This window comes from Robertmurraya sp. FSL R5-0851, from assembly GCF_038002965.1.
Classification (GTDB): domain Bacteria; phylum Bacillota; class Bacilli; order Bacillales; family Cytobacillaceae; genus Robertmurraya_A; species Robertmurraya_A beringensis.
Genome location: NZ_JBBOOE010000001.1, coordinates 1,287,034 through 1,308,536 on the forward strand (window position 1 = coordinate 1,287,034; position 21,503 = coordinate 1,308,536).

General features: G+C 35.9%; 22 protein-coding genes. 15 read left to right on the forward strand and 7 right to left on the reverse strand.

The window, feature by feature from the left end; genetic code table 11:
• Positions 1-5: 5 nt before the first annotated feature.
• Positions 6-935, forward strand: coding sequence for an ABC transporter ATP-binding protein (locus MKX65_RS06650; RefSeq protein WP_160546388.1), 930 nt, complete (start codon positions 6-8; stop codon positions 933-935).
• 110 nt (positions 936-1,045) lie between these two features.
• Here the strand turns inward: MKX65_RS06650 and MKX65_RS06655 are convergent, their stop codons facing one another.
• Positions 1,046-1,231 (reverse strand): hypothetical protein, encoded by a 186-nt coding sequence (locus tag MKX65_RS06655; protein WP_160546387.1) that lies wholly within the window; start codon positions 1,229-1,231, stop codon positions 1,046-1,048.
• Positions 1,232-1,411: 180 nt separating this feature from the next.
• Between MKX65_RS06655 and MKX65_RS06660 the strand changes: the two genes are divergently transcribed.
• The 6 genes from MKX65_RS06660 to pepF all read left to right on the forward strand — a co-directional run bounded on the left by MKX65_RS06660 (position 1,412) and on the right by pepF (position 8,540).
• Positions 1,412-1,987, forward strand: a complete 576-nt coding sequence (locus MKX65_RS06660; RefSeq protein ID WP_160546386.1) for a GNAT family N-acetyltransferase — start codon at positions 1,412-1,414, stop codon at positions 1,985-1,987.
• Positions 1,988-2,366: 379 nt separating this feature from the next.
• Positions 2,367-2,762, forward strand: a complete 396-nt coding sequence (spxA, locus tag MKX65_RS06665; RefSeq protein ID WP_119707263.1) for a transcriptional regulator SpxA — start codon at positions 2,367-2,369, stop codon at positions 2,760-2,762.
• 281 nt (positions 2,763-3,043) lie between these two features.
• Complete coding sequence (mecA, locus tag MKX65_RS06670; protein ID WP_160546473.1) at positions 3,044-3,709, forward strand: adaptor protein MecA; 666 nt, start codon at positions 3,044-3,046, stop codon at positions 3,707-3,709.
• A 101-nt stretch (positions 3,710-3,810) separates the two neighbouring features.
• The gene (cls, locus tag MKX65_RS06675; protein ID WP_160546385.1) at positions 3,811-5,322 is read left to right on the forward strand and encodes a cardiolipin synthase; all 1,512 of its coding nucleotides are present in this window, start codon (positions 3,811-3,813) and stop codon (positions 5,320-5,322) included.
• Positions 5,323-5,412: 90 nt separating this feature from the next.
• Complete coding sequence (locus MKX65_RS06680; RefSeq protein WP_160546384.1) at positions 5,413-6,603, forward strand: competence protein CoiA family protein; 1,191 nt, start codon at positions 5,413-5,415, stop codon at positions 6,601-6,603.
• Positions 6,604-6,722: 119 nt separating this feature from the next.
• The gene (pepF, locus tag MKX65_RS06685) at positions 6,723-8,540 is read left to right on the forward strand and encodes an oligoendopeptidase F (RefSeq protein WP_160546383.1); all 1,818 of its coding nucleotides are present in this window, start codon (positions 6,723-6,725) and stop codon (positions 8,538-8,540) included.
• A gap of 35 nt (positions 8,541-8,575) precedes the next feature.
• On the opposite strand, the gene MKX65_RS06690 is transcribed toward pepF, so the two are convergent.
• From MKX65_RS06690 to MKX65_RS06700, 3 genes are all read right to left on the reverse strand, one after another.
• Entirely contained in the window at positions 8,576-8,752 is a 177-nt protein-coding gene (locus MKX65_RS06690; protein ID WP_340902894.1) for a hypothetical protein, read from the reverse strand.
• A gap of 276 nt (positions 8,753-9,028) precedes the next feature.
• Positions 9,029-9,901 (reverse strand): ClpXP adapter SpxH family protein, encoded by an 873-nt coding sequence (locus tag MKX65_RS06695; RefSeq protein ID WP_340902896.1) that lies wholly within the window; start codon positions 9,899-9,901, stop codon positions 9,029-9,031.
• On the reverse strand, positions 9,898-10,305 hold the full coding sequence (locus MKX65_RS06700) for a globin domain-containing protein (protein WP_160546382.1): 408 nt from the start codon (positions 10,303-10,305) through the stop codon (positions 9,898-9,900). The genes MKX65_RS06695 and MKX65_RS06700 overlap by 4 nt, the downstream gene beginning before the upstream one ends.
• A gap of 151 nt (positions 10,306-10,456) precedes the next feature.
• On the opposite strand from MKX65_RS06700, the gene MKX65_RS06705 reads away from it, so the two are divergent.
• A complete protein-coding gene (locus tag MKX65_RS06705) occupies positions 10,457-11,572 on the forward strand; it encodes an IS4 family transposase (protein WP_340902899.1) in 1,116 nt (371 codons plus the stop codon).
• A gap of 240 nt (positions 11,573-11,812) precedes the next feature.
• Positions 11,813-12,928 (forward strand): IS4 family transposase, encoded by a 1,116-nt coding sequence (locus tag MKX65_RS06710; RefSeq protein WP_340902901.1) that lies wholly within the window; start codon positions 11,813-11,815, stop codon positions 12,926-12,928.
• Positions 12,929-13,224: 296 nt separating this feature from the next.
• On the opposite strand, the gene MKX65_RS06715 is transcribed toward MKX65_RS06710, so the two are convergent.
• Entirely contained in the window at positions 13,225-13,842 is a 618-nt protein-coding gene (locus tag MKX65_RS06715; RefSeq protein WP_340902902.1) for a lytic transglycosylase domain-containing protein, read from the reverse strand.
• Between the two features lie 8 nt (positions 13,843-13,850).
• A complete protein-coding gene (locus tag MKX65_RS06720) occupies positions 13,851-14,432 on the reverse strand; it encodes a CYTH domain-containing protein (RefSeq protein ID WP_340902904.1) in 582 nt (193 codons plus the stop codon).
• A gap of 135 nt (positions 14,433-14,567) precedes the next feature.
• Between MKX65_RS06720 and MKX65_RS06725 the strand changes: the two genes are divergently transcribed.
• Genes MKX65_RS06725 through MKX65_RS06740 form a run of 4 tightly spaced genes read left to right on the forward strand, consistent with a single transcriptional unit; the run spans position 14,568 to position 17,351 of the window.
• Positions 14,568-14,942 carry a UPF0738 family protein gene (locus MKX65_RS06725; protein WP_340902907.1) on the forward strand — a complete coding sequence of 125 codons (375 nt, stop codon included), beginning with the start codon at positions 14,568-14,570 and terminating at the stop codon, positions 14,940-14,942.
• A gap of 43 nt (positions 14,943-14,985) precedes the next feature.
• A complete protein-coding gene (locus tag MKX65_RS06730; protein WP_066054880.1) occupies positions 14,986-15,624 on the forward strand; it encodes a GTP pyrophosphokinase in 639 nt (212 codons plus the stop codon).
• Positions 15,625-15,648: 24 nt separating this feature from the next.
• The gene (locus tag MKX65_RS06735; RefSeq protein ID WP_119710511.1) at positions 15,649-16,446 is read left to right on the forward strand and encodes an NAD kinase; all 798 of its coding nucleotides are present in this window, start codon (positions 15,649-15,651) and stop codon (positions 16,444-16,446) included.
• Between the two features lie 17 nt (positions 16,447-16,463).
• On the forward strand, positions 16,464-17,351 hold the full coding sequence (locus MKX65_RS06740) for an RluA family pseudouridine synthase (RefSeq protein WP_340902911.1): 888 nt from the start codon (positions 16,464-16,466) through the stop codon (positions 17,349-17,351).
• 10 nt (positions 17,352-17,361) lie between these two features.
• Here the strand turns inward: MKX65_RS06740 and prpE are convergent, their stop codons facing one another.
• Positions 17,362-18,099, reverse strand: a complete 738-nt coding sequence (prpE, locus tag MKX65_RS06745) for a bis(5'-nucleosyl)-tetraphosphatase PrpE (RefSeq protein ID WP_160546377.1) — start codon at positions 18,097-18,099, stop codon at positions 17,362-17,364.
• Between the two features lie 146 nt (positions 18,100-18,245).
• Here prpE and mgtE point away from each other — a divergent pair, with 146 nt between their 5' ends.
• Together mgtE and MKX65_RS06755 are read left to right on the forward strand one after the other, a co-directional pair.
• Positions 18,246-19,622, forward strand: coding sequence for a magnesium transporter (mgtE, locus tag MKX65_RS06750; RefSeq protein WP_340902913.1), 1,377 nt, complete (start codon positions 18,246-18,248; stop codon positions 19,620-19,622).
• Between the two features lie 11 nt (positions 19,623-19,633).
• Positions 19,634-21,487: a cation:proton antiporter domain-containing protein gene (locus MKX65_RS06755; protein WP_160546375.1), complete on the forward strand. Its 1,854-nt coding sequence runs from the start codon at positions 19,634-19,636 to the stop codon at positions 21,485-21,487.
• The last annotated feature ends 16 nt before the right edge of the window (positions 21,488-21,503 follow it).

The following is a 21,503-nucleotide window of genomic DNA, read 5'->3' on the forward strand; positions in this document are numbered from 1 at the left end:
AATCAATGGAAACTAGAAAGAAATTGCTTGAAATTAAAAATTTAAAGCAATACTTCAATGTCGGTAAGCCAAACGAAGTCAGAGCAGTTGATGGGATTAGTTTCGATATATATGAAGGTGAAACATTAGGCCTCGTAGGAGAATCAGGATGTGGAAAATCTACAACTGGTCGAACCATTATAAGACTTTATGATGCAACAGACGGAGAAGTTTTATATGATGGGGTTAATGTACATGGGAAAAAATCTAAAGAAGAGTTAAAGGCATTTAATCATAAAATGCAAATGATCTTCCAGGATCCATATGCTTCCTTAAATCCAAGAATGAAAGTTTCTGATGTCATTGCTGAAGGAATCGATATCCATGGTTTAGCAAAAACGAAAGAAGATAGAATGAACAAAGTGTATGAACTATTAGAAACGGTTGGATTAAACAAAGAGCATGCGAACCGTTATCCACATGAATTCTCAGGTGGTCAAAGACAACGTATTGGTATTGCTCGTGCTCTAGCAGTTGATCCAGACTTCATCATTGCTGACGAACCGATCTCAGCTCTTGACGTGTCAATTCAAGCACAAGTAGTTAACTTAATGAAAAAGCTTCAAAAGGAAAAAGGGTTAACTTACTTGTTTATTGCACATGACCTTTCAATGGTGAAGTATATCAGTGACCGAATTGGAGTTATGTACTTCGGAAAGCTTGTAGAACTAGCTCCAGCAGATGAATTATATAATAATCCAAAGCACCCATACACTCAATCTTTGCTTTCTGCAATTCCACTACCAGATCCTATATCAGAGCGTTCAAGAAAACGCAAAACTTATGATCCCAAGATGCATAATTACCAGGCGGATGAAACCGTCCAATTACGTGAAGTATCACCAGGACATTTCGTTCTATGTTCTGAGAAGGAATTTGAACAATATAAGAAATAATAAAAACGATCTCGAGGACGAGATCGTTTTTCATTTGAAGAAAGATACGCTTTACACTATCATTGATAATAGATGAAGCGCTTACGAAACGTGGTAAAGCAATAGATTTATTATTTTCTTTTTCCACCAACTTGTTTCCAGCCAGTTTGAAATTTCGCTGATTGGTCTACAAACTCTGCTTTTTGTTTACCACCAAATAACTTCTGTCCAATTCCATTTGTAACGACTCCTAAAACAGCGGTGATTCCTATGATTAATAATGCAACAATGGTAAGGTCGGTAATGTAACTACCCATAATAAACCTCCTTTACGAATAACTGGCATAAGCGCGGTTATGTAATTCCCACTACTTTCTATTCTAAAGAATTATCCCTAGTATGAAAAGAGTAATATTAACAAAAAATTGTATCGTAAGAAAACTTTCTAAAATGGAATATAGTTCGTAAACAATCAAACCAATAAAAGGAGTATCCTTATGAACTGGTATGAAAAGCTAAATCAATATTTTCCAATTGAAGAAATGAAGTCAAAAGAACATATGGAAACCCTTTTAAAAGAAAAATCGTCCATTTATCACAAAGACGAAGGAAAATATCACGTGTTAATGTATGCAGAATTTGACCAATTTATTTTCATTGATTATTTATATGTTTCTGGTGAAGCGAGAGGGCAGGGGTTAGGACATCAACTTTTAGAAAAGCTGAAACAGAAGGAAAAACCAATCATTTTGGAAGTTGAACCAATAAACTATAAAGATAGTGATACAGAAAAGAGATTGCGCTTTTATAAACGTGAAGGATTTGAGCATGCAAGCAAAATTGGATATGAAAGAAGATCACTAGCAACAAATGAAGTAAATACGATGGAAATTCTTTACTGGTCACCTGGACATGAAAATGAAGAGGCAATATTTGAAGGTATGAAAAAAGCTTACAAATTGATTCACACATATAAGGATATAGATTTCTATGGAGAATCCTATGAACCAGTAGAAGAGGTATTAAGCTTTGATCAAAAACATGAAACAGGAGACCTATTAAAGGATATATAAAAGTGTAAACAGTTGCCACCGTGAGGTAACTGTTTTTCATTTTCATTATCTAAATGAGAATTATATTAAGGTTTACTATAACTGAAATTCGGGTAAATATAGTAGAAACATATAAATCTTTTTTGTTTATTTAAAAAAAGTAAGAAAAAAATGAAACTTTTCTCTCTCCTTTTACGTATATAAGCTATCTAGCCAATTATTTTATTGTATTTATCGGGATTTAAATCTTTCGAAAAAAGGATACCTTTTTACTCAGATTTGATGTATAATAATTAATATAAATTACTAATTTAAAGTAATTTTAAATAATATGTCAAATGACCAAAATATCTTCCAATATAGATTTTATAAGTTAATTTTAAAGGAGTGTGAGTAGTTAATGGTAACATTATACACTTCACCAAGTTGTACATCATGCCGTAAAGCGAAAATTTGGCTAGAAGAACATGATATTCCTTATACAGAGAGAAACATTTTTTCTGAACCATTATCTATTGATGAAATTAAAGAGATTCTTCGTATGACTGAAGATGGAACAGATGAAATTATTTCAACTAGGTCAAAAACGTTCCAAAAGCTAGATGTAAATTTAGAGACTATGCCTCTTCAAGATTTATTTGAGTTGATTAAGGATAATCCAGGTTTACTTCGTAGACCGATCATTATTGATGAGAAGAGACTTCAAGTTGGGTATAATGAGGATGAAATCCGTCGTTTCTTACCAAGAAGAGTTCGTACGTTTCAATTACGTGAAGCTCAACGCTTAGTTAACTAAATGATTGAAACCTTCGAATCAAATCGGAGGTTTTTTATCTATTATTGGTTTAAAAATAGCTGTAATAGAGAAATATGAAGGAAGAAAAGTATCACTTATGGGTGTTAGTTTGTTTTTTGAAATGTGTAACATTTTATTTCCCTTTATTGTATTTTTGTCATAAAATATAAATACGAGGCAACAATACGTTTAACACATGCCTTTGAAAACACTAAAGACTAGATCGTTTTTCTGCATGAGGGTAAGTCCCTTCCAAAAATGCAAGAAGGGAGAGGTTAATGTTGGAAATCGAACGTATTAATGATAATACAGTCAAGTTTTATATTTCATACGGGGATATTGAAGAAAGAGGATTTGACCGTGATGAGATCTGGTATAATCGTGAAAAAAGCGAAGAGCTTTTTTGGGAAATGATGGATGAGGTTCATCAAGAGGAAGAATTTATGATTGAAGGTCCCCTTTGGATCCAGGTCCAGGCTCTTGATAAAGGTCTTGAGGTTCTCGTAACAAAAGCACAAATATCTAAAGATGGGCAGAAATTTGAACTTCCTATCACAGATGAAAAGCTGAAGGATCTTCCTGTAGATGAAAGAATTGAGGAATTGCTTGATCAGCATTTTAATACAAAAACTGATGATGATGATGATTCATACGAAGATACACTAGAGTTCCTTATTGCTTTTAAAGACTTTGAAGACTTAATCTCATTATCAAATCGAAATATTTTAGAAGACTTATCAACAAAACTATACTCCTTCGAAGGAAAATATTATTTATTTGTTGATTTTCTCGAAGAAGAGTATGATGAAGAGGATATCGATAATAGCTTAAGTTTATTATTAGAATATGGACATGAAACAGCGATCACCATTCATCGAGTTGAGGAATATGGAAAATTAATTATGTCTGAGAATGTTTTTTCTGAAATAAGAAGACACTTTAAATAATCATCCGATTTCAATAATGAAATCGGTTTTTTATTTTTTGGACAAAGAGTTTACCCTTTTACTTATTGGGGAATTGTAAGGCATGTTCAGAGGGGGAAGCTATGAAAAATTTCGTTAGAATTCTGTTATTTATTGCTGTTTTAGCCATTTTTTATTATTTTCTCCAAGGAAGAGTGTATGAAGGCTTATTCCGATATATTAGTATTTTAACTACATTATCAGTTGTTTTTATTGGAGCCGTCATTTTTTTAGAAAATAGACATCCTACACAGACAATAACTTGGTTGATCGTACTAGGAAGTTTTCCGTTAGTAGGTTTCTTTTTTTATTTGCTGTTTGGTAGGAACCATAGAAAGGAAAGAATGTTTCGTCGTAAATTTTTCCTTGACCAACAAAATTACTTGAAATTCGAACGGGGAAAAGACCCTATCAGTGAAGAAAAGATAAAAGTACTGGGAGACGATCAGCAAAGGTTGTTCCATTTGGCCCATCGTATAGGACATAGTCCGATATCTTTTGCCACATCTACTAAGGTGTTATCTAATGGAGATTCCACCTTTAATGAGATTTTAGAAGAGCTTAAAAAGGCTATGCATCACATCCATTTGGAATATTATATCGTTCGCCATGATAAGATTGGCCAACAAATTAAGAATGTTTTGATCCAAAAGGTAAAAGAAGGTGTGAAAGTTCGCTTTCTTTACGACGCTGTTGGTTCGTGGAAGTTGCCAAGCGCATACATACAAGAGTTGAAAGAAGCTGGAGTAGAGGTCGTGCCATTTGGTCCGGTCCATATCCCTTTCCTTAATAGCAAATTTAACTTTAGAAATCATCGTAAAATTATTGTTATAGACGGAAATATTGGGTTTGTTGGAGGATTAAATATTGGTGATGAATATTTAGGCAGGAATGATTCCTTTGGATTTTGGAGAGATACACATTTACTTGTAAAAGGAGAAGCAGTAAGAACGCTACAGTTAATTTTCCTTCAAGATTGGTACTATATGACGAACCAAAGTTTTCTTAATTCTGAATACCTTTCACCAGTTCTTGAGGAAAACATTCATGGAGGCGTTCAGTTAATTGCGGGTGGTCCTGATAATGAACATAGTGTAATTAAAACAATTTTCTTTGCAATGATTACATCGGCAAAGGAATCGGTTTGGATTGCTTCTCCCTACTTCATTCCAGATGAAGATATTTTTTCAGCTATAAAAGTAGCTGCATTGAGTGGGATTGATGTACGTATTCTTGTTCCTTATAAACCGGATAAACGGATAGTTTTTCATGCGTCCCGTTCCTATTTTCCAGAGCTTTTAAAGGCTGGAGTCAAAGTGTTCGAATACGAAAAAGGTTTCATGCATAGTAAAATTTTAATTATTGATAAGAAGATTGCTTCTATTGGTACATCTAATATGGATATGAGAAGTTTCCATTTAAACTTTGAAGTAAATGCCTTTTTGTATGGGACAAGAAGTGTTGAAATGTTAGTCAATGAGTATGAACGTGATATTACTTTTTCTAGGCAAATCAATCTTGCTCAATTTACAAAGCGCCATTTTGGATTAAAGCTGTTAGAATCTACATCGAGGCTATTATCTCCACTCTTATAAAAAATCGCCTAGCCGAAAAATGCTAGGTTATTTTTATGGAGGAATTAACTCCTAAGGAATAGAATTAATAAGTAGAAAGGAGATGATAGCTTGTTAACGGCTAAAAATCATTTTGGAGAGACCGTTTATATTGGAGATTTAATAAAGAAGGAGGGTGTACAACAGTTAAAGGGAAATCATTATTTTTGTCCACAATGTGAGGGTAAAGTAATTGTTAAGCTTGGTGTACAGAGAATCAGTCACTTTGCTCATGTTCACCTGTCTCCACAATGTGTGGAATACGATCGAGAATCTGCGTACCATATGCAAGCAAAAATGCAGCTATATGAATGGCTTGAATCAGAATGCTCAAAAGTTGATTTGGAAGTATTTCTTCCTGATATCATACAAAGACCAGATCTTATGTTTACGTACCTTGGAAACACATACTGTGTTGAATATCAATGCTCCCCGATATCAGAGGAGATCTTTCAAAAGCGGACAAATGGTTATTTATCAAAGGGTTTGATCCCTTTATGGATACTAGGTGCAAATAAACTTCATAGGAAACAAACCAACGTAATTACTCTACCTAAATTTCAATCCTTGTTTATTAAGAGAAATCATACAGGAGCTTGGTATTTATCATCGTATTGTCCTAGTATAAAGAGCTTTATTACCATTACGAATTTGCACCCTCTTTCTCCACATACGATGCAATGTGACTACGAAATCATTCCTCAATCCCAACTTCATTTACCTCAATGGTTAAACCCAATCTTTCAAAATACCTTTTATGTTGCCAACTGGTGTAAAGGAATTCAGCACGTAAAAGACACTATGATTCGTTATCATACAGACAAGCTCTTCCTGCAGGAACTGTATAGGAATCAACTTCACCTCTATCTTCTCCCGCCATATGTAGGCGTACCTCTCAGAGATAATCTACTGCTTGAAACCTCCCCAATCATTTGGCAAATGTATGTTTTATTAGATAATATATTTTCAAAAAAGGTAGGGATCATCCTTACAAAAGAGGATGTGTATAAACGTTTAGAAAAGCGTATAAATAGGAACCATATTAAAATTAGAAACCATATAAAGCCAAGTGTGAATCAACTTTTGGCTTTAATTAGAGAGTACCTTTATCTACTAACGAAGTGCCAAGTCCTTAAAGAAATTAAACCTAATGTATATAGATATGAGAATCAAATGTCTTTTCCTTTTACTATTAGTGAAGCTAGTAATTTTGAAAAGAAATTTTATAACAATCTTACGAGTGAAAAGATTGTTTGGTATTAATGAACTCACCGCTATTAACATACACTAGGATGTAGTGGAATTTTCCTAGGTAGAAGCAGGAATTTATTAATTGGTGGCGAATACCAAAAATAGAAGTGAGTAGATTGGAGGAATATACAATGGCAAATGAGACAGCAGTAAAGAAACTTCCCACTAGAAGTGAAATTCCATTGGAAGACACATGGAAACTTGAGGATATTTTCCAAACCGATCAACAATGGGAAAGCGAGTTTCAAGAGGTTAAACAGTTAATTCCTTCTATGTCGAGCTATCAAGGAAAGCTTGGGGAAAGTGCGGATTCTCTATTTAAAGCTTTACAAGCGCAAGATCAGTTGCTAGAAAGGATCGGTAAACTGTATACATATGCTCATATGCGATATGATCAGGATACCACCAATTCCTTTTATCAAGGCTTAGATGACCGTATTAAAAATCTCTACACTCAGGCAGCAAGTACACTTGCCTATATTGTTCCAGAAATATTGTCTATCGACGAAGAAAAAGTAAAAAAATTTCTAAATGAAAAAGAAGAATTAAAGCTTTATGAGCATTCTCTAGATGAGTTAAATTTGCAAAGGCCACATGTATTGTCTGCTGAACAGGAGGCCCTTCTTGCAGAAGCATCAGAAGTGATGAGTGCTTCAAGTAATACATTTGGAATGCTAAATAATGCAGATATTCAATTTCCAAGTATTAAAGATGAAAATGGAAATGAAGTAGACGTAACTCATGGTCGCTATATTCGTTTCCTCGAAAGTGCAGACCAAAGGGTAAGAAAGGATGCCTTCCAAGCGGTTTATGATACGTATGGAAAATTTAAAAATACTTTTGCGAGTACTTTAAGTGGTCAAGTGAAGAAAGATAACTTTAATGCAAGAGTACGCAAATATAGTTCAGCAAGGCATGCAGCTTTAGCGGCTGATAATATTCCAGAATCCGTGTATGAAAACTTAGTTAATACGGTTAATAAAAACTTACATTTGCTTCACCGCTATGTGAAACTTCGGAAAAAGGTATTGAAACTTGATAAAATTCATATTTATGATCTATATACGCCTCTTGTAAAGGATGTAAAGATGGAAATCCCTTATGAAGAAGCGAAAGATCTGATTCTTAAAGGTTTGGCACCGCTTGGTGAGGATTATCTAAATGTGTTAAAAGAAGGGTTTTCAAACCGTTGGGTAGACATTCACGAAAATAAAGGGAAAAGAAGTGGAGCCTATTCTTCAGGGGCATATGGAACGAATCCTTATATCCTTATGAATTGGCAGGATAATGTAAATAACTTGTTTACTCTTGCTCATGAGTTTGGACATTCAGTACACAGCTATTACACTAGAAAAGAACAGCCATATGCATACGGCAGTTACTCCATTTTCGTAGCAGAAGTTGCGTCTACATGTAACGAAGCGCTACTGAATGATTATTTATTAAAGACGATTGATGATGAACAGAAACGTCTGTACTTACTTAACCACTTTTTAGAAGGATTTAGAGGGACCGTGTTCCGCCAAACGATGTTCGCTGAATATGAGCATTTAATTCACAAAAAGGCACAAGAAAATGAAGCATTAACAGCAGATCTACTAACAAAAGAGTACTATGAACTGAATAAAAAGTATTTTGGTGAAGAAGATATCGAAATTGATGAAGAGATTGGCTTAGAATGGTCTCGAATTCCACATTTTTATTACAATTACTACGTATATCAATATGCAACTGGGTACAGTGCTGCAACAGCATTGTCCAATCAGATTTTAACAGAAGGTCAACCTGCCGTTGATCGTTATCTTGACTTCTTAAAGTCAGGTAGTTCGGATTATCCGATTGAAGTTCTGAAAAAGGCTGGAGTTGACATGACGAGTTCGAAGCCAATTGAGGAAGCATGCAAGGTATTTGAAGAAAAGTTAAATGAAATGGAAGCATTATTATCATAAAGACGAAGTCCCTTCCGACCAATCGGGAGGGACCTTTATAAACCCTTAAATCGTTTTCGCTCATTTAAGAAGAGAACAAGGGACAATAGAGAAAGGAATAATAGGGGAGCAGTAATGATCAGAGGGAAAATTTTTAATAAACCAAAAAGATTTAGTATAAAAGAAATAATAATAAATAAAACAATCAGCCATAAGCCGATGGTTCGTGCCACAATAATCCCTCCCTTTCTTTCTTTATAGATATATTCGTTTGTCCCAGTAATCATTCGTAGATTATGACAATATTGTGAAATAGCGAGCAAAATTATTGTCGAATAATCATATTCGTGATATATTATTGATGTGAAGTTGATCACAAGCAAACTTATACCCCTTTGTTTGACCGTGAAAAATTTCTCCCATCCCCTTTGTTCGTATTTAAATAGAGAAAAGGCCATTTACAAACAGACAGGTTTGTATGGCCTTTTCTTTTTTACATAGTTTTAGCGCTATTCAATATAGCGCCAAAACATACCATATTTAGCTGGAACTTGTTCAACCATTTGTTTTAATTGAAGCTTTTTCATTTCTCTTTCTGCTTCATTAATTGACATATTATAAACAACTGAGATTTCTTTTGTTGCTACGAGTCTAAAGCATTTGAGAAAGCTCTCTAACGTAGGAGGGGTGCTTTTCTCAGGTTTCACCGGTAACATTTCTTCAAGTATTTGCTCATAAACCTCATATGGATAATATCCGGTAATTTTAATTCCTTCTTCTTCAATATTCTCATTAAAGAAAACCAAGGTTGGAATTTCGTCCACTTCCATTTCAGAGGTGATTTTTAAGTCACATTGAAATGCTTTGCCAGCTGAATCTGAATGAATATCAAGAACAAATTCATCCACATCTAACCCGGTGCAACTAGCCATTTCCTTTAACACCTCAAAGCTAGAGATGTTTTGTTTTTCTAGAAAAATACCCTCCTGTAGTTTTCTTAGAAAGCGAATTCCGGCTTTTCTTCCTTGCAATTCAGCCGCTTTAATAGCGATAGAGGCTAAATGAGGAGATGATATAGGATTGTCAAACCAAAGACTTCCATCACATGACATGCCTGTTCGACTTGCAGTTTTTTCCCATAAGTCTGCTATATTTTCGTATTTTTGCTTTTTGCTCATATTTAATGATGCAAGGCGACCGCTTAATATATATTTAATTGAAAAGAAACGACCGTATTCAATTTGTAGCTTCTTTATGATTGGCTCAAGTGCCCAGCACTCTGGACATAGAGGATCAATAAACATATAAATTTCAAGCGGCTTCTTCTCATTTCCATGGCAATTGTAGGAGGGAGTCGCCCGCGATGTTTCTCGATTCCTCACGTTCTCTCACCTTTCATTTTTGCATTTTCATCTGTATTTATCATATGCTGAGCGGTCAGTACGAGTCTCGCATAAAATTCATCTCGGATAGGACCGGATAGACCAACCTCATCCATAGCTTCCCTCATACATCCGAGCCATGCTTTAGCTCTAGTTTCCGTTATTTCAAACGGTAAATGTCGAGCTCGCATCATCGGGTGCCCATGCTCATTTGTGTATAGAGTAGGTCCACCTAGATACTGTGTCAAAAACTGCTTTTGTTTTCTCGCTGTTTCCGTTAAATCATTCGGAAATATGGGAGTAAGATCTGGATGTTGCCCAACTCGATGATAAAAGGCATCAACTAGTCGATGCAATGTTTCTTCACCGATCATATCAAAAGGTGTAAGCATGTTTTCGACCATATTAAAAACTCCACTAGTGTTGCATTAATTTAATTTCACTATTAAAAATACTCAAAATGTTCAACTTTATTATATTGTGCAAAGAAAAAGTCCTTTATAATGGATAAGTCAGGTGGTAACCCGTCCAAATCCACTAAAAAGGACACATCTCATGGACAAGATTACACGAAAAACTTCATTTGGACAATGGTTTTCACCAATTAATATTCAATTATTTGAAGAACAGGTGAAAACGATGAAATTAGATTACTATACGAAAAAATTAACGACAGAGTCTTTCCTAAAATTACTACTTTTTGCCCAGCTAGAAGAAATCGAAAGCCTGCATGCGCTAGGTGATTGTCTATTCGATGACCAACTTCAAAAAGGGATTGACCTTGATTCGATCAGTATTTCTCAGCTGTCACGGCGATTAAATGGCATGAACCCAGATCTATTTCAAAGGCTTTTCCTTGATTTGGTCGTACAAATTCATGCCAAGACACACTATACGAAACTGGTCATGCCGTTAAAAATCATTGATTCAAGCACATTGCCACTTAATTTGACCAATCATAAATGGGCAAAGTTCCGTAAGACAAAAGCCGGTGTGAAGTTGCATCTACGCCTTGTGTTTATGGAAAAAGGTGCGTCCTATCCAGAAAAAGCAGTCATAACAACGGCAAACGAACATGATCGTGGTCAACTTGAAATCATGGTCGATGACAAGGAATGCATGTATGTGTTTGACCGTGGCTATCTAGACTACGAGCGCTTTGATCGCATGACAGATGGCGGTTACTTTTTTCTATCAAGGCTAAGAAAAAACGCCGTTATACGGGAGGTTTATGATTTTAAACTACCCGAGGATTCCGCTGTTTTATCAGATCAAATGGTCCTGATTGGTACAACCCAAAACCGTGCTGAAAATTACTTTCGCCTTCTAAAAGTGCTTGATTCCAAAGGAAATGAACTCCATTTAATCACCAATCGCTTTGATTTGAACGCTGAAGAAATTTCAGAGATGTATAAATCAAGGTGGGCCATTGAGTTGTTTTTTAAATGGATCAAACAGCACCTTAGCATCAAAAAGTTCTACGGACAAAGCGAATGGGCCATTCAAAATCAAGTGTTTATCGCACTTATCGTTTTTTGCCTACATGTTCTTGTTCAACTTGAGACAAATAGTAAGCGAAAAACCTTAAAAATTAGCCGTTATCTACGGGCTGCCCTTTGGAAACCAGCCCATATTTGGCTCCGAAAAATTGAAGGAAAAGCCATTCCTTGATAAGAAAGTTGTCGTCGTCACACAGGTCTAATTGTAAATAAATTTCCAAATGGATGGAGCCACCTTTGTTGGGTATTTACTTTTTTGGCTCTAAATAGAGAATATAATTAAACTGAAAATTACGAAATTATTTATGCAACACTAGTGGTTCAATATTATTATTTTGTGCAAAGAAAAAGTCCTTTATAATGGATTAGTCAGGTGGTAACCCGTCCAAATCCACTAAAAAAGGACCATCACATGGACCAGATTACACGAAAAACTTCATTTGGACAATGGTTTTCACCTATAAATCTTCAATTATTTGAAGAAAACGTGAAAACGATGAAATTAGATTACTATACGAAAAAATTAACGACAGAGTCATTTCTAAAATTACTACTTTTTGCGCAGCTACAAGAAATTGAAAGTCTGCATGCGCTGGGTGATTGTCTTTTCGATGACCAGCTTCAAAAAGGGATAGACCTTGATTCTATTAGTATTTCTCAGTTGTCACGGCGGTTAAACGGCATAAACCCTGATCTATTTCAAAGGCTTTTCCTTGATTTAGTGTCACAAATTCATGCCAAAACGCATTACACGAAACTCGTGATGCCGTTAAAAATCATTGATTCAAGCACATTGCCACTTAATTTGACCAATCATAAATGGGCTAAATTCCGCAAAACAAAAGCAGGTGTAAAGTTACATTTGCGCCTTGTGTTTATGGAAAAGGGTATATCCTATCCTGAAAAGGCCGTTATGACAACGGCAAAAGAACATGACCGTGGTCAGCTTGAAATCATGGTGGATGACAAGGAATGCATGTATGTGTTTGACCGTGGTTATCTAGACTACGAGCGCTTTGATCGCATGACTGATGATAGCTACTTCTTTCTTTCACGGCTACGCAAAAATGCAGTCATACGGAACGTATACGATTTTAAGCTACCCAAGGATACAGCTGTTTTATCAGACCAAATGGTGTTGATAGGTACGACTCAAAACCGTGCTGAAAATTACTTTCGGCTTCTAAAAGTGATTGACTCAAAAGGAAATGAACTTCATTTAATTACAAATCGTTTTGATTTAAGCGCCGAAGAAATTTCAGAAATGTATAAATCACGGTGGGCCATTGAGCTGTTTTTTAAATGGATCAAACAACATCTCAGCATCAAAAAGTTCTACGGTCAAAGCGAATGGGCGATTCAAAATCAAGTATTTATCGCACTAATTGTTTTTTGCCTACATGTTCTCGTACAAATCGAGACCAGAAGCAAGCGAAAAACCTTACAGATTAGCCGTTATCTAAGGGCTGCATTGTGGAAACCAGCGAATGTTTGGCTTCGAAAGATTGAAGGAAAAGCCATCCCTTAAATATGCAAATTGTCGTCGTTGCAAAAGTCTAATTGTAAATAAATTTCCAAATGGATAGGGCCACCTTTGATTGGGTATTTACTTTTTTGCCTCTAAACAGGGAAGGTGAGTAAACTGAAAATTATGACACTATTTATGCAACACTAGTGTAAAAACTCCTTTAAATAAATCTTTTTTCTTGCCGATTGATAGTACTATTTTATCAGTGCGGAGAATATATCACAAACAATGTGCATTAGGAGGTTATTTCCTGTTGGCTTTTACGCAAAAAAACGTCTGTTTCGTAACAGACGTTTTTATGCTAGCAGGTGACTCGTAACCTTTCTAACATAATTTTGAGTTTCTTTAAATGGAGGAATACCTCCATACTTGTCCACATTTCCAGGACCTGCATTGTATGCTGCTAAAGCTAATGTTGTATTGCCATTATATTTATCTAACATTTGTCTCAGGTATTTGCTGCCACCGAATATATTGTCCCTTGGATCGAATACATTAGTCACTCCAAGTCCTTTTGCGGTAGCCGGCATAAGTTGCATTAAACCTGAAGCTCCTGCACCACTAACCGCATTGGGGTTGAAGTTTGATTCTTGTTTTATTACTGATTTAATTAAATTTACTGGTAAGTTGTATTTGGCTGCCGCCTCTTGAATGATTGAATCAAATTCAGTTGCACTGCTGGTATTAGCAATTTTCGTCATATGAATAGGTGGTAAAGCAGGTGTTTGTTTTAAAAAAGTGACAGGAGTAGAAACACTCGTTTGTCCACTTAACTGGGACATGGCATGGTCTTCCTCTAACAGCATCTCATTCATCAGGTCTTGAAATATATTTCCTGGTGAAGAATTAGATGTAGAATTGAAATTTTGTAATGCCTGTAGTTGAAGCATAATTTTAAGTTTGTCTATATTCATGTGACACCTCAATGAAGTGAATATTTTTGATTGTAAAAACGTTTAATTTTATTTTCAGTAGCACGAATGGGAATATGAAAGGTTTGGAGGAGTTGTCTAAAAGCTATTTCACCCTTTAGCGGATCCTCGACCTCGTATTCTAGCTCATAATCTTCTTTTAATAAATATAAACTATGATCTAGAACTAATAAACCACCTTTATATTGTAACTCACACCGTTTCGTCGTTAAAGAACCAAAATATTGAAGCTTATTGATAGGAAAACCGATCTTTTCTAATTGTTCCCTTACGATTCCGTTGGGGAGATCTGTACCTTGTAACATAGCGAAGGCTATTTCCTTTGATAACTCTTGATTTGTTTCAAGAAGTCCCACCTTTGCTGGCTGCTTTAATGTAAGCTCAAATTTTCCTTCCTTTTCACGGATTCGTAAGGCGCTAGCCAATTCTTTTAATTGAAACTTCTCTGTGTCAAAATAATGATTAATTTGCGTATCAATCATAGTTTCATTTATGGAAAATTCGGTTATCAAATGAAGGTATTCTTTTTTCGTAAGCATGTTTTTAAACTCAATTTCAATATGTTGGCTCAAGATTGTTCTTCCTTTCTCTACTCATGCTATGTTTTATTATCGTTTTTTACTTGTTCAATTTCAATATGTGATTACCTGAGAAGTGGATAATTCAGCCACTTATGATAAAATAGGGGAAGTGTGGAGGTATGGAAAATGAGAGAAAAAATTTATGTGGAAAAAGCAATCAAAACTGAAAAAAATGAAGTGATATTAATAGTAAACGATGATTTTTTGATAAAAGAGCTAACAGCAACTGGTCAAGTACTTGTTGATTCAAATGAATTAGCTTTTGTATACATTGTTGAAAAAGATGACAGCTTTATGTATCTTGAGCTAACTCTCAAAACATGGCCAATCTTAAAAGACGGATTGGTGAATAATTGCGAATATAAACTTTCTAATGGCGAAGAAACCATGGTGTTACCAAACCTGAAGGAAGAATTATTGTACTTAATTGACAATATAAAGGGAAATAGCAACTATGGAGAGGAAATGGTTACAAAAGTAGAAGAGTGTTTTTGTAACTAATATCACCCACCAATATAAAAAAATGTTCCGGATGAGGTGACTTATGAAGCATTGGGAAAAATTCTTGGCCCCCTACAATCAAGCGGTGGAAGAACTAAAGGTAAAACTCAAAGGAATGAGACGGCAATTCGAAATGAAGTCCTCTCATTCACCTATTGAATTTGTTACTGGAAGAGTAAAGCCAATCGCAAGTATTTTAGATAAAGCCAATCAAAAATCAATTCCCTTGGATAAGTTAGAGACAGAAATGCAGGATATTGCAGGCCTTCGAATGATGTGTCAATTTGTCGATGACATTAAAAGGGTTGTGGAACTTCTTCGTCTTCGAAATGACTTTGAGATTGTTGAGGAAAGAGATTATATTTCTCATAAGAAAGCAAGTGGGTATCGTTCTTACCATGTGGTTGTACGATATCCTGTCCAAACGATTCAAGGGGAGAAAAAGATACTTGTAGAGATACAAATACGTACACTCGCAATGAATTTTTGGGCAACGATTGAGCATTCCTTAAATTATAAATATCGTGGGCAGTTTCCTGAGGATATTAGAGTAAGACTACAAAGGGCAGCAGAAGCTGCTTTTCGACTTGATGAAGAAATGTCCCTTATACGTGGAGAAATCCAAGATGCACAAGCATTCTTTTCAAGGAAAAAAGAGCTGCATCAAGAGGGAAATAATTAATTATAGAAGAGAGCGAACATGGTCATGAAATTTGCGATTACGTCAAAAGGAGACTCAAAATCTAACACTCTCATGCATAAAATGAGAACGTATTTGCAGGATTTTGAACTTATATACGATGAGGATCAACCAGATATTGTGATTTCAGTTGGAGGAGATGGAACGCTACTATATGCATTCCATCGTTATAGTAGCCGCTTAGATCGAACAGCCTTTGTTGGAGTTCATACGGGACATCTAGGATTTTATGCCGATTGGATCCCAGAGGAAATAGAGAAACTGGTCATTGCGATTGCTAAAACACCCTATCAAGTCATTGAGTATCCATTATTAGAGGTAATTGTTCGTTACCAACATGGTGGAAGGGAAACAAGATATCTGGCGTTAAATGAATCCACAGTCAAGAGTGTGGAAGGTACATTAGTGATGGATGTAGAAATACGTGGTCAGCAGTTTGAACGTTTTCGTGGTGATGGACTTTGTTTGTCCACGCCTTCTGGAAGCACCGCTTATAATAAGGCGTTAGGTGGAGCGATTCTTCATCCATCATTACCTGCGATACAATTAGCTGAGATGGCATCAATTAATAACCGTGTGTTCCGAACCATCGGGTCCCCACTTGTTTTACCGGCACACCATACATGTATGCTAAAACCAGTAAATGGACCGGATTTTCAATTAACCATTGACCATTTAACTCTTCTTCATAAAGATGTAAAATCTATTCAGTTTCGTGTTGCAGATGAAAAAATACGATTTGCTCGTTTCCGACCTTTCCCATTCTGGAAGAGAGTAAGAGATTCTTTCGTAGCGGATAACTAACAAGCAGGAGAGCGTTCATGTCACAATTTAAACTTCAATGGGTTATTGATGTAATTGATGAAGGAATGTTAATACGGGATTATTTAAAAGAAAATGACGTATCAAAGACAGCACTAACCGATATAAAATTCAATGGTGGTCGTATTTTGGTAAATGGAGAGGAAATGACGGTTAGATATGGGTTAAAGCATGGAGATCTTCTTGAAGTATATTATCCACCTGAAAAACATAGTGAGGGGATTGTAGAAGAGAAGATCCCCTTATCGATTCTATATGAAGATCCATATGTATTAGTAATTGATAAGCCCGCCGCGATGAATACCATCCCTTCTAGGGAACATCCTAGAGGCAGTGTTGCTAATGCGTTGGTTGGCTACTATCATTCGATTAATCTTCAGTCAACAGCTCATATTGTTACGCGACTTGATCGTGATACTTCTGGAATTGTATTGATTGCAAAACACAGGCATATTCACCACCTGTTTAGCAAACAGCAAAAGAGTGGGGCAGTACACCGGACTTATGAGGCCTTCGTCCACGGAACTTTTCCAACAAAAAAAGGAACGATTAGTGAACCGATTGGAAGAAAAAAGGATAGCATTATTGAAAGAGAAGTTACGGATGATGGCCAATATGCTTGTACCCACTATATTGTTAAACGTAGCTATCCGTTATTTACTCACATAGAGCTACGACTTGAAACAGGTCGAACTCATCAAATAAGAGTACATATGAAACATATCGGACATCCTCTTTTGGGTGATGATTTATATGGCGGATTACGAGAACTGATCCAGCGGCAAGCATTACACTGCAGAGAGATTACCTTTTTTCATCCTTTTTATAAAAAAGAAATGATGTTTTCCTCTCCGTTACCAGAAGATATGACAAGGCTTTTTGAATAACGTTTTTGGGTTATTCAAAAAGCCTGAATTTTTCCTGAACAAAAGGCATAGAAGAAGGGACAGAAATAAGTTCCATCTCTGGATACCGAAGGGCAGTTAGGTTCCCTCCGAACACAGCTCCTGTATCAATATTATACGTATTATTTACGATTCTTGGATCCTTAACGGGGGTGTGACCGTAGACGATTGTTGCTGGCCCATGATATGTTTTTGCCCAATCTCGTCTAACTGGTGTGCCATCAGGGTTTGTTTTTCCAGTAATATCACCGTATAAAACGAAAGTTTTTACTTTTTCACCTTGCTTCCCAATCAAATCCTCTTTTATTCCAGCGTGGGCAATGACTAGCTTTTTATCATCTAACACGTGATAAAGAGGAGAGGTCTCATAAAGACGAATGAATTTCTCACGAATGTTGGTTTTTTCTTTTTTTGCTAAGTCCTCGTATTCTGCAACGGTTGTCTCAAGCCCATGAGTCACTTGAACGTTCCTACCGAGAAAAAATCGATAAAGTTTGTTACAATGGTTACCCGGAACGTAATATCCATTTTTTTGTTCCATAACGATGGAATAAACAAGTTCAACCATCTTTAGGGATTGTGGGCCGCGATCTGTTATATCTCCAACAAATGCCAGCTTACGTTCTGAATGTAAGGGACAATCGTCAATCCACTCATATCCTAATTTGTTTGTTAATTGCTTGAATTCCTCATAGCATCCATGAATGTCACCAATGATATCTAATTTCATTATTCACCTATACTCTCCTTTCCCATCACAAATTATTTTCTCATAAGTTTGATCAGATTATGATTAAACACCGAGTGTTTTTTCATGTTTGATTTAGGGAAAGGTAAATGACAAAGATGAGTGTATAGCGGGAAGGAGGAGAACAAATGGCTGAAAAAAATATAGAGAGAAAACAGCATATTGATTTTAATTTATTATTCGAATCTTTACAAAATGAAGATATAGGGAAATTTCGTGAAGAATTTTTAGAATTACATCCATATGATCAAGCTTCATTTTTTAAGGATTTGGATAAGGAAATCCAAACAAAGGTCTATCATTATTTGTCACCAGAAGAGATGGCTGGGATTTTCGAAAATATAGAAATCGAAGATGAAGATTACAAAGAAGTTCTCTCGCAAATGACACCGACTTATGCAGCCGAAATGCTTGCTAATATGCATGCTGATGATGCTGTAGATGTTCTTAATGAACTGAGCAAAGATCAAGTTGCAAGTTATCTTGCCATTATGGATAATGAAGCAGCCCAAGAGATTAAAGAGTTATTGCACTATGAAGAGTATACAGCAGGTAGTATTATGACTACAGAGTTTATCTCGATTGCTGCAAATCAAACTATACGTTCAGCGATGTATATTTTAAAAAGGGAGGCACCCACCGCTGAGACCATCTACTATCTATTTGTAGTAGACGATGAAAAGCGGTTAGTTGGTGTTATCTCACTAAGGGATTTAATTGTCAGTGATGATGATCAGATGGTAGAAGAGATTATGAATGAACGTGTCTACTCTGTTGGGGTTGGAGAGGATCAAGAGGAAGTTGCAAGAAAAATGAAAGATTATAATTTCTTAGCATTACCGGTTGTTGACTTTCAAAATCATCTTCTCGGAATTATCACTGTAGATGATGTGATGGATGTTATGGAAGAGGAAGCATCTGATGATTATTCAAAGTTAGCGGCTGTCTCGGGAATCGATAGTTTTGACAGAGGTCCACTCTCCGCTGCGAGAAAAAGACTGCCGTGGTTAATAATTCTTTTGTTTTTAGGAATGATTACTGCAAACTTAATGGGGAGATTCGAACAAACGTTAGACCAAGTAGCTATTTTGGCAGTGTTTATTCCTTTGATTGCAGGGATGGCGGGAAATACTGGGACTCAGGCCTTGGCTGTCGCTGTTAGAGGACTTGCTACTGGTGATTTAGAAAAAGAGGAGAAATCAAAGCTAGTTGTAAGGGAAGCAGGAACAGGTCTGATAACAGGAACTACTTGCGGAATGTTAGTAATGATTATTGTATACCTATGGAAAGGAGATATCTTCTTGGGAATGCTCGTAGGGATTTCCATCCTACTAACATTAATCGTTGCCACACTAGCAGGGGCATTAGTTCCGCTAATTATGCATAGGCTCAAGGTAGACCCTGCTGTTGCTTCAGGCCCATTTATTACAACAGTTAATGATATTATTAGTCTTCTCATTTATTTAGGTATGGCTACTATATTTATGGGATATTTGATAGGTTAGGGGGAAAATAAATGGAACATGGTGCTTCTGTTACATCACTATTAATAGTAGTTGTTGTTGCATTCTTAACACCCATTCTTTTGCATCGATTTAAATTAAATTTTATTCCAGTGGTAGTTGCTGAAATCATCGTCGGTCTTATCATTGGGAAAAGCGGTTTTGACATTGTACATGAAGACATGTGGCTAGAAACATTGTCGACTCTTGGATTTATATTTTTAATGTTCCTAAGTGGTCTAGAAATTGATTTTACTGCTTTTAAGAAAAATGGGAATAAAGGACAGAAAGCAATTGGTAACAAGGAACCGAATACTTTTGTTGCTGCATCCATTGTTTTCATAGGTATCTTTATTGTGTCATTGGTTTTATCTTATCTATTTGTACTAGCAGGATTTATTGAGAATGCGTTTTTAATGACGTTAATTATTTCAACGATTTCTTTAGGGGTTGTGGTTCCAACATTAAAGGAAGGAAATTTAATGAAGACCAATATTGGTCAAATTATCCTCCTTGTGGCCGTAATTGCTGATTTAGTTACAATGATTTTGCTTGCAGTTTTCGTTTCCTTATATGGAGGTGGAGATAGCAATACATGGTTATTACTCGTTCTTTTTGCTGTAGGAGTTGGTTTATTCTTTGTTGCAAAAAGATTTAAAAACAATAAAATTCTAGAAGCACTATCCACAGGAACTATTCAAATTGGTACAAGAGGGGTATTTACTCTCATAATTGTACTTGTTGGACTTTCTGAAACGGTTGGAGCAGAGAATATTCTTGGAGCGTTTTTAGCAGGTGTACTCGTGTCATTATTATCTCCGAACCAAGAATTAGTTCATAAGCTTGATTCCTTTGGCTACGGGTTTTTAATTCCGATATTCTTTGTAATGGTAGGTGTTGGTCTAAATATTTGGGAGTTATTTAGTGATCCGAAGCTTATCATACTTGTCCCTCTTTTGTTAATTGCTTTATTATTATCAAAAATTATTCCTGCTCTGGTCTTAAAGAAATGGTATGATTTCAAAACCGTTATGGCATCAGGGTTTATTTTAACGTCAACCCTTTCTCTAGTGATAGCAGCTGCCACCATTGGGGAGAGAATGGGCGTTATTACGAATGAAATGAGTGGAATGCTTATTTTAGTAGCAGTTTTAACATGTATATTTACACCGATTGTGTTTAAAAAGCTGTTACCAAAGGAATCGGTTCAAGTGAAAAAATTAAAAATTGCCTTCATTGGAGCCAATCAATTAACCATGCCAGTCTCTAGACAGCTAGAATCTAGTCTTTATGAACCAACTATTTATCATACAAAGCAAGAAAAAGCGACATATAAAATTGCGGACTCACTGTTTAACATTGTGGAAATACCAGATTTTGAGCTTGAAACACTCGAAAAGGAAAATGTGCTTCATGCTGATATTATCGTTGTTTCAACGGGTAGTGATGAGATCAATGCTCATTTAGCATTAGCATGCAAAGAAAAAGGAGTAGAAAGGGTAATTGCTAGAATTGAAACACAAGATTTAGAGGAGGAATTAAAAGCACAAGACGTTGAGGTATTCTCTATCTTCCTTTCCACAAAGGCATTGTTACGCGCATTAATTGAAACTCCGAGTGTATTGAATATCCTTACAAATCAGGAAACTGCCTTATATGAAATCCAGTTAATGAACGTACAATATGAAGGAATGACACTAAGAAAGTTCCCGTTTACGGGAGACGTCATTTTTGTACGGATTTTCCGTGGAAAAGAAAACATCGTTCCTCACGGAGATACGGAGCTTCATTTACATGACCGTTTAATTGTAACTGGTTCTAAAGAGTATGTGGAAGAGTTGAGGAGAGAGTTAGAATTCCTTATGTAAAATTAGGTCTGCTGGA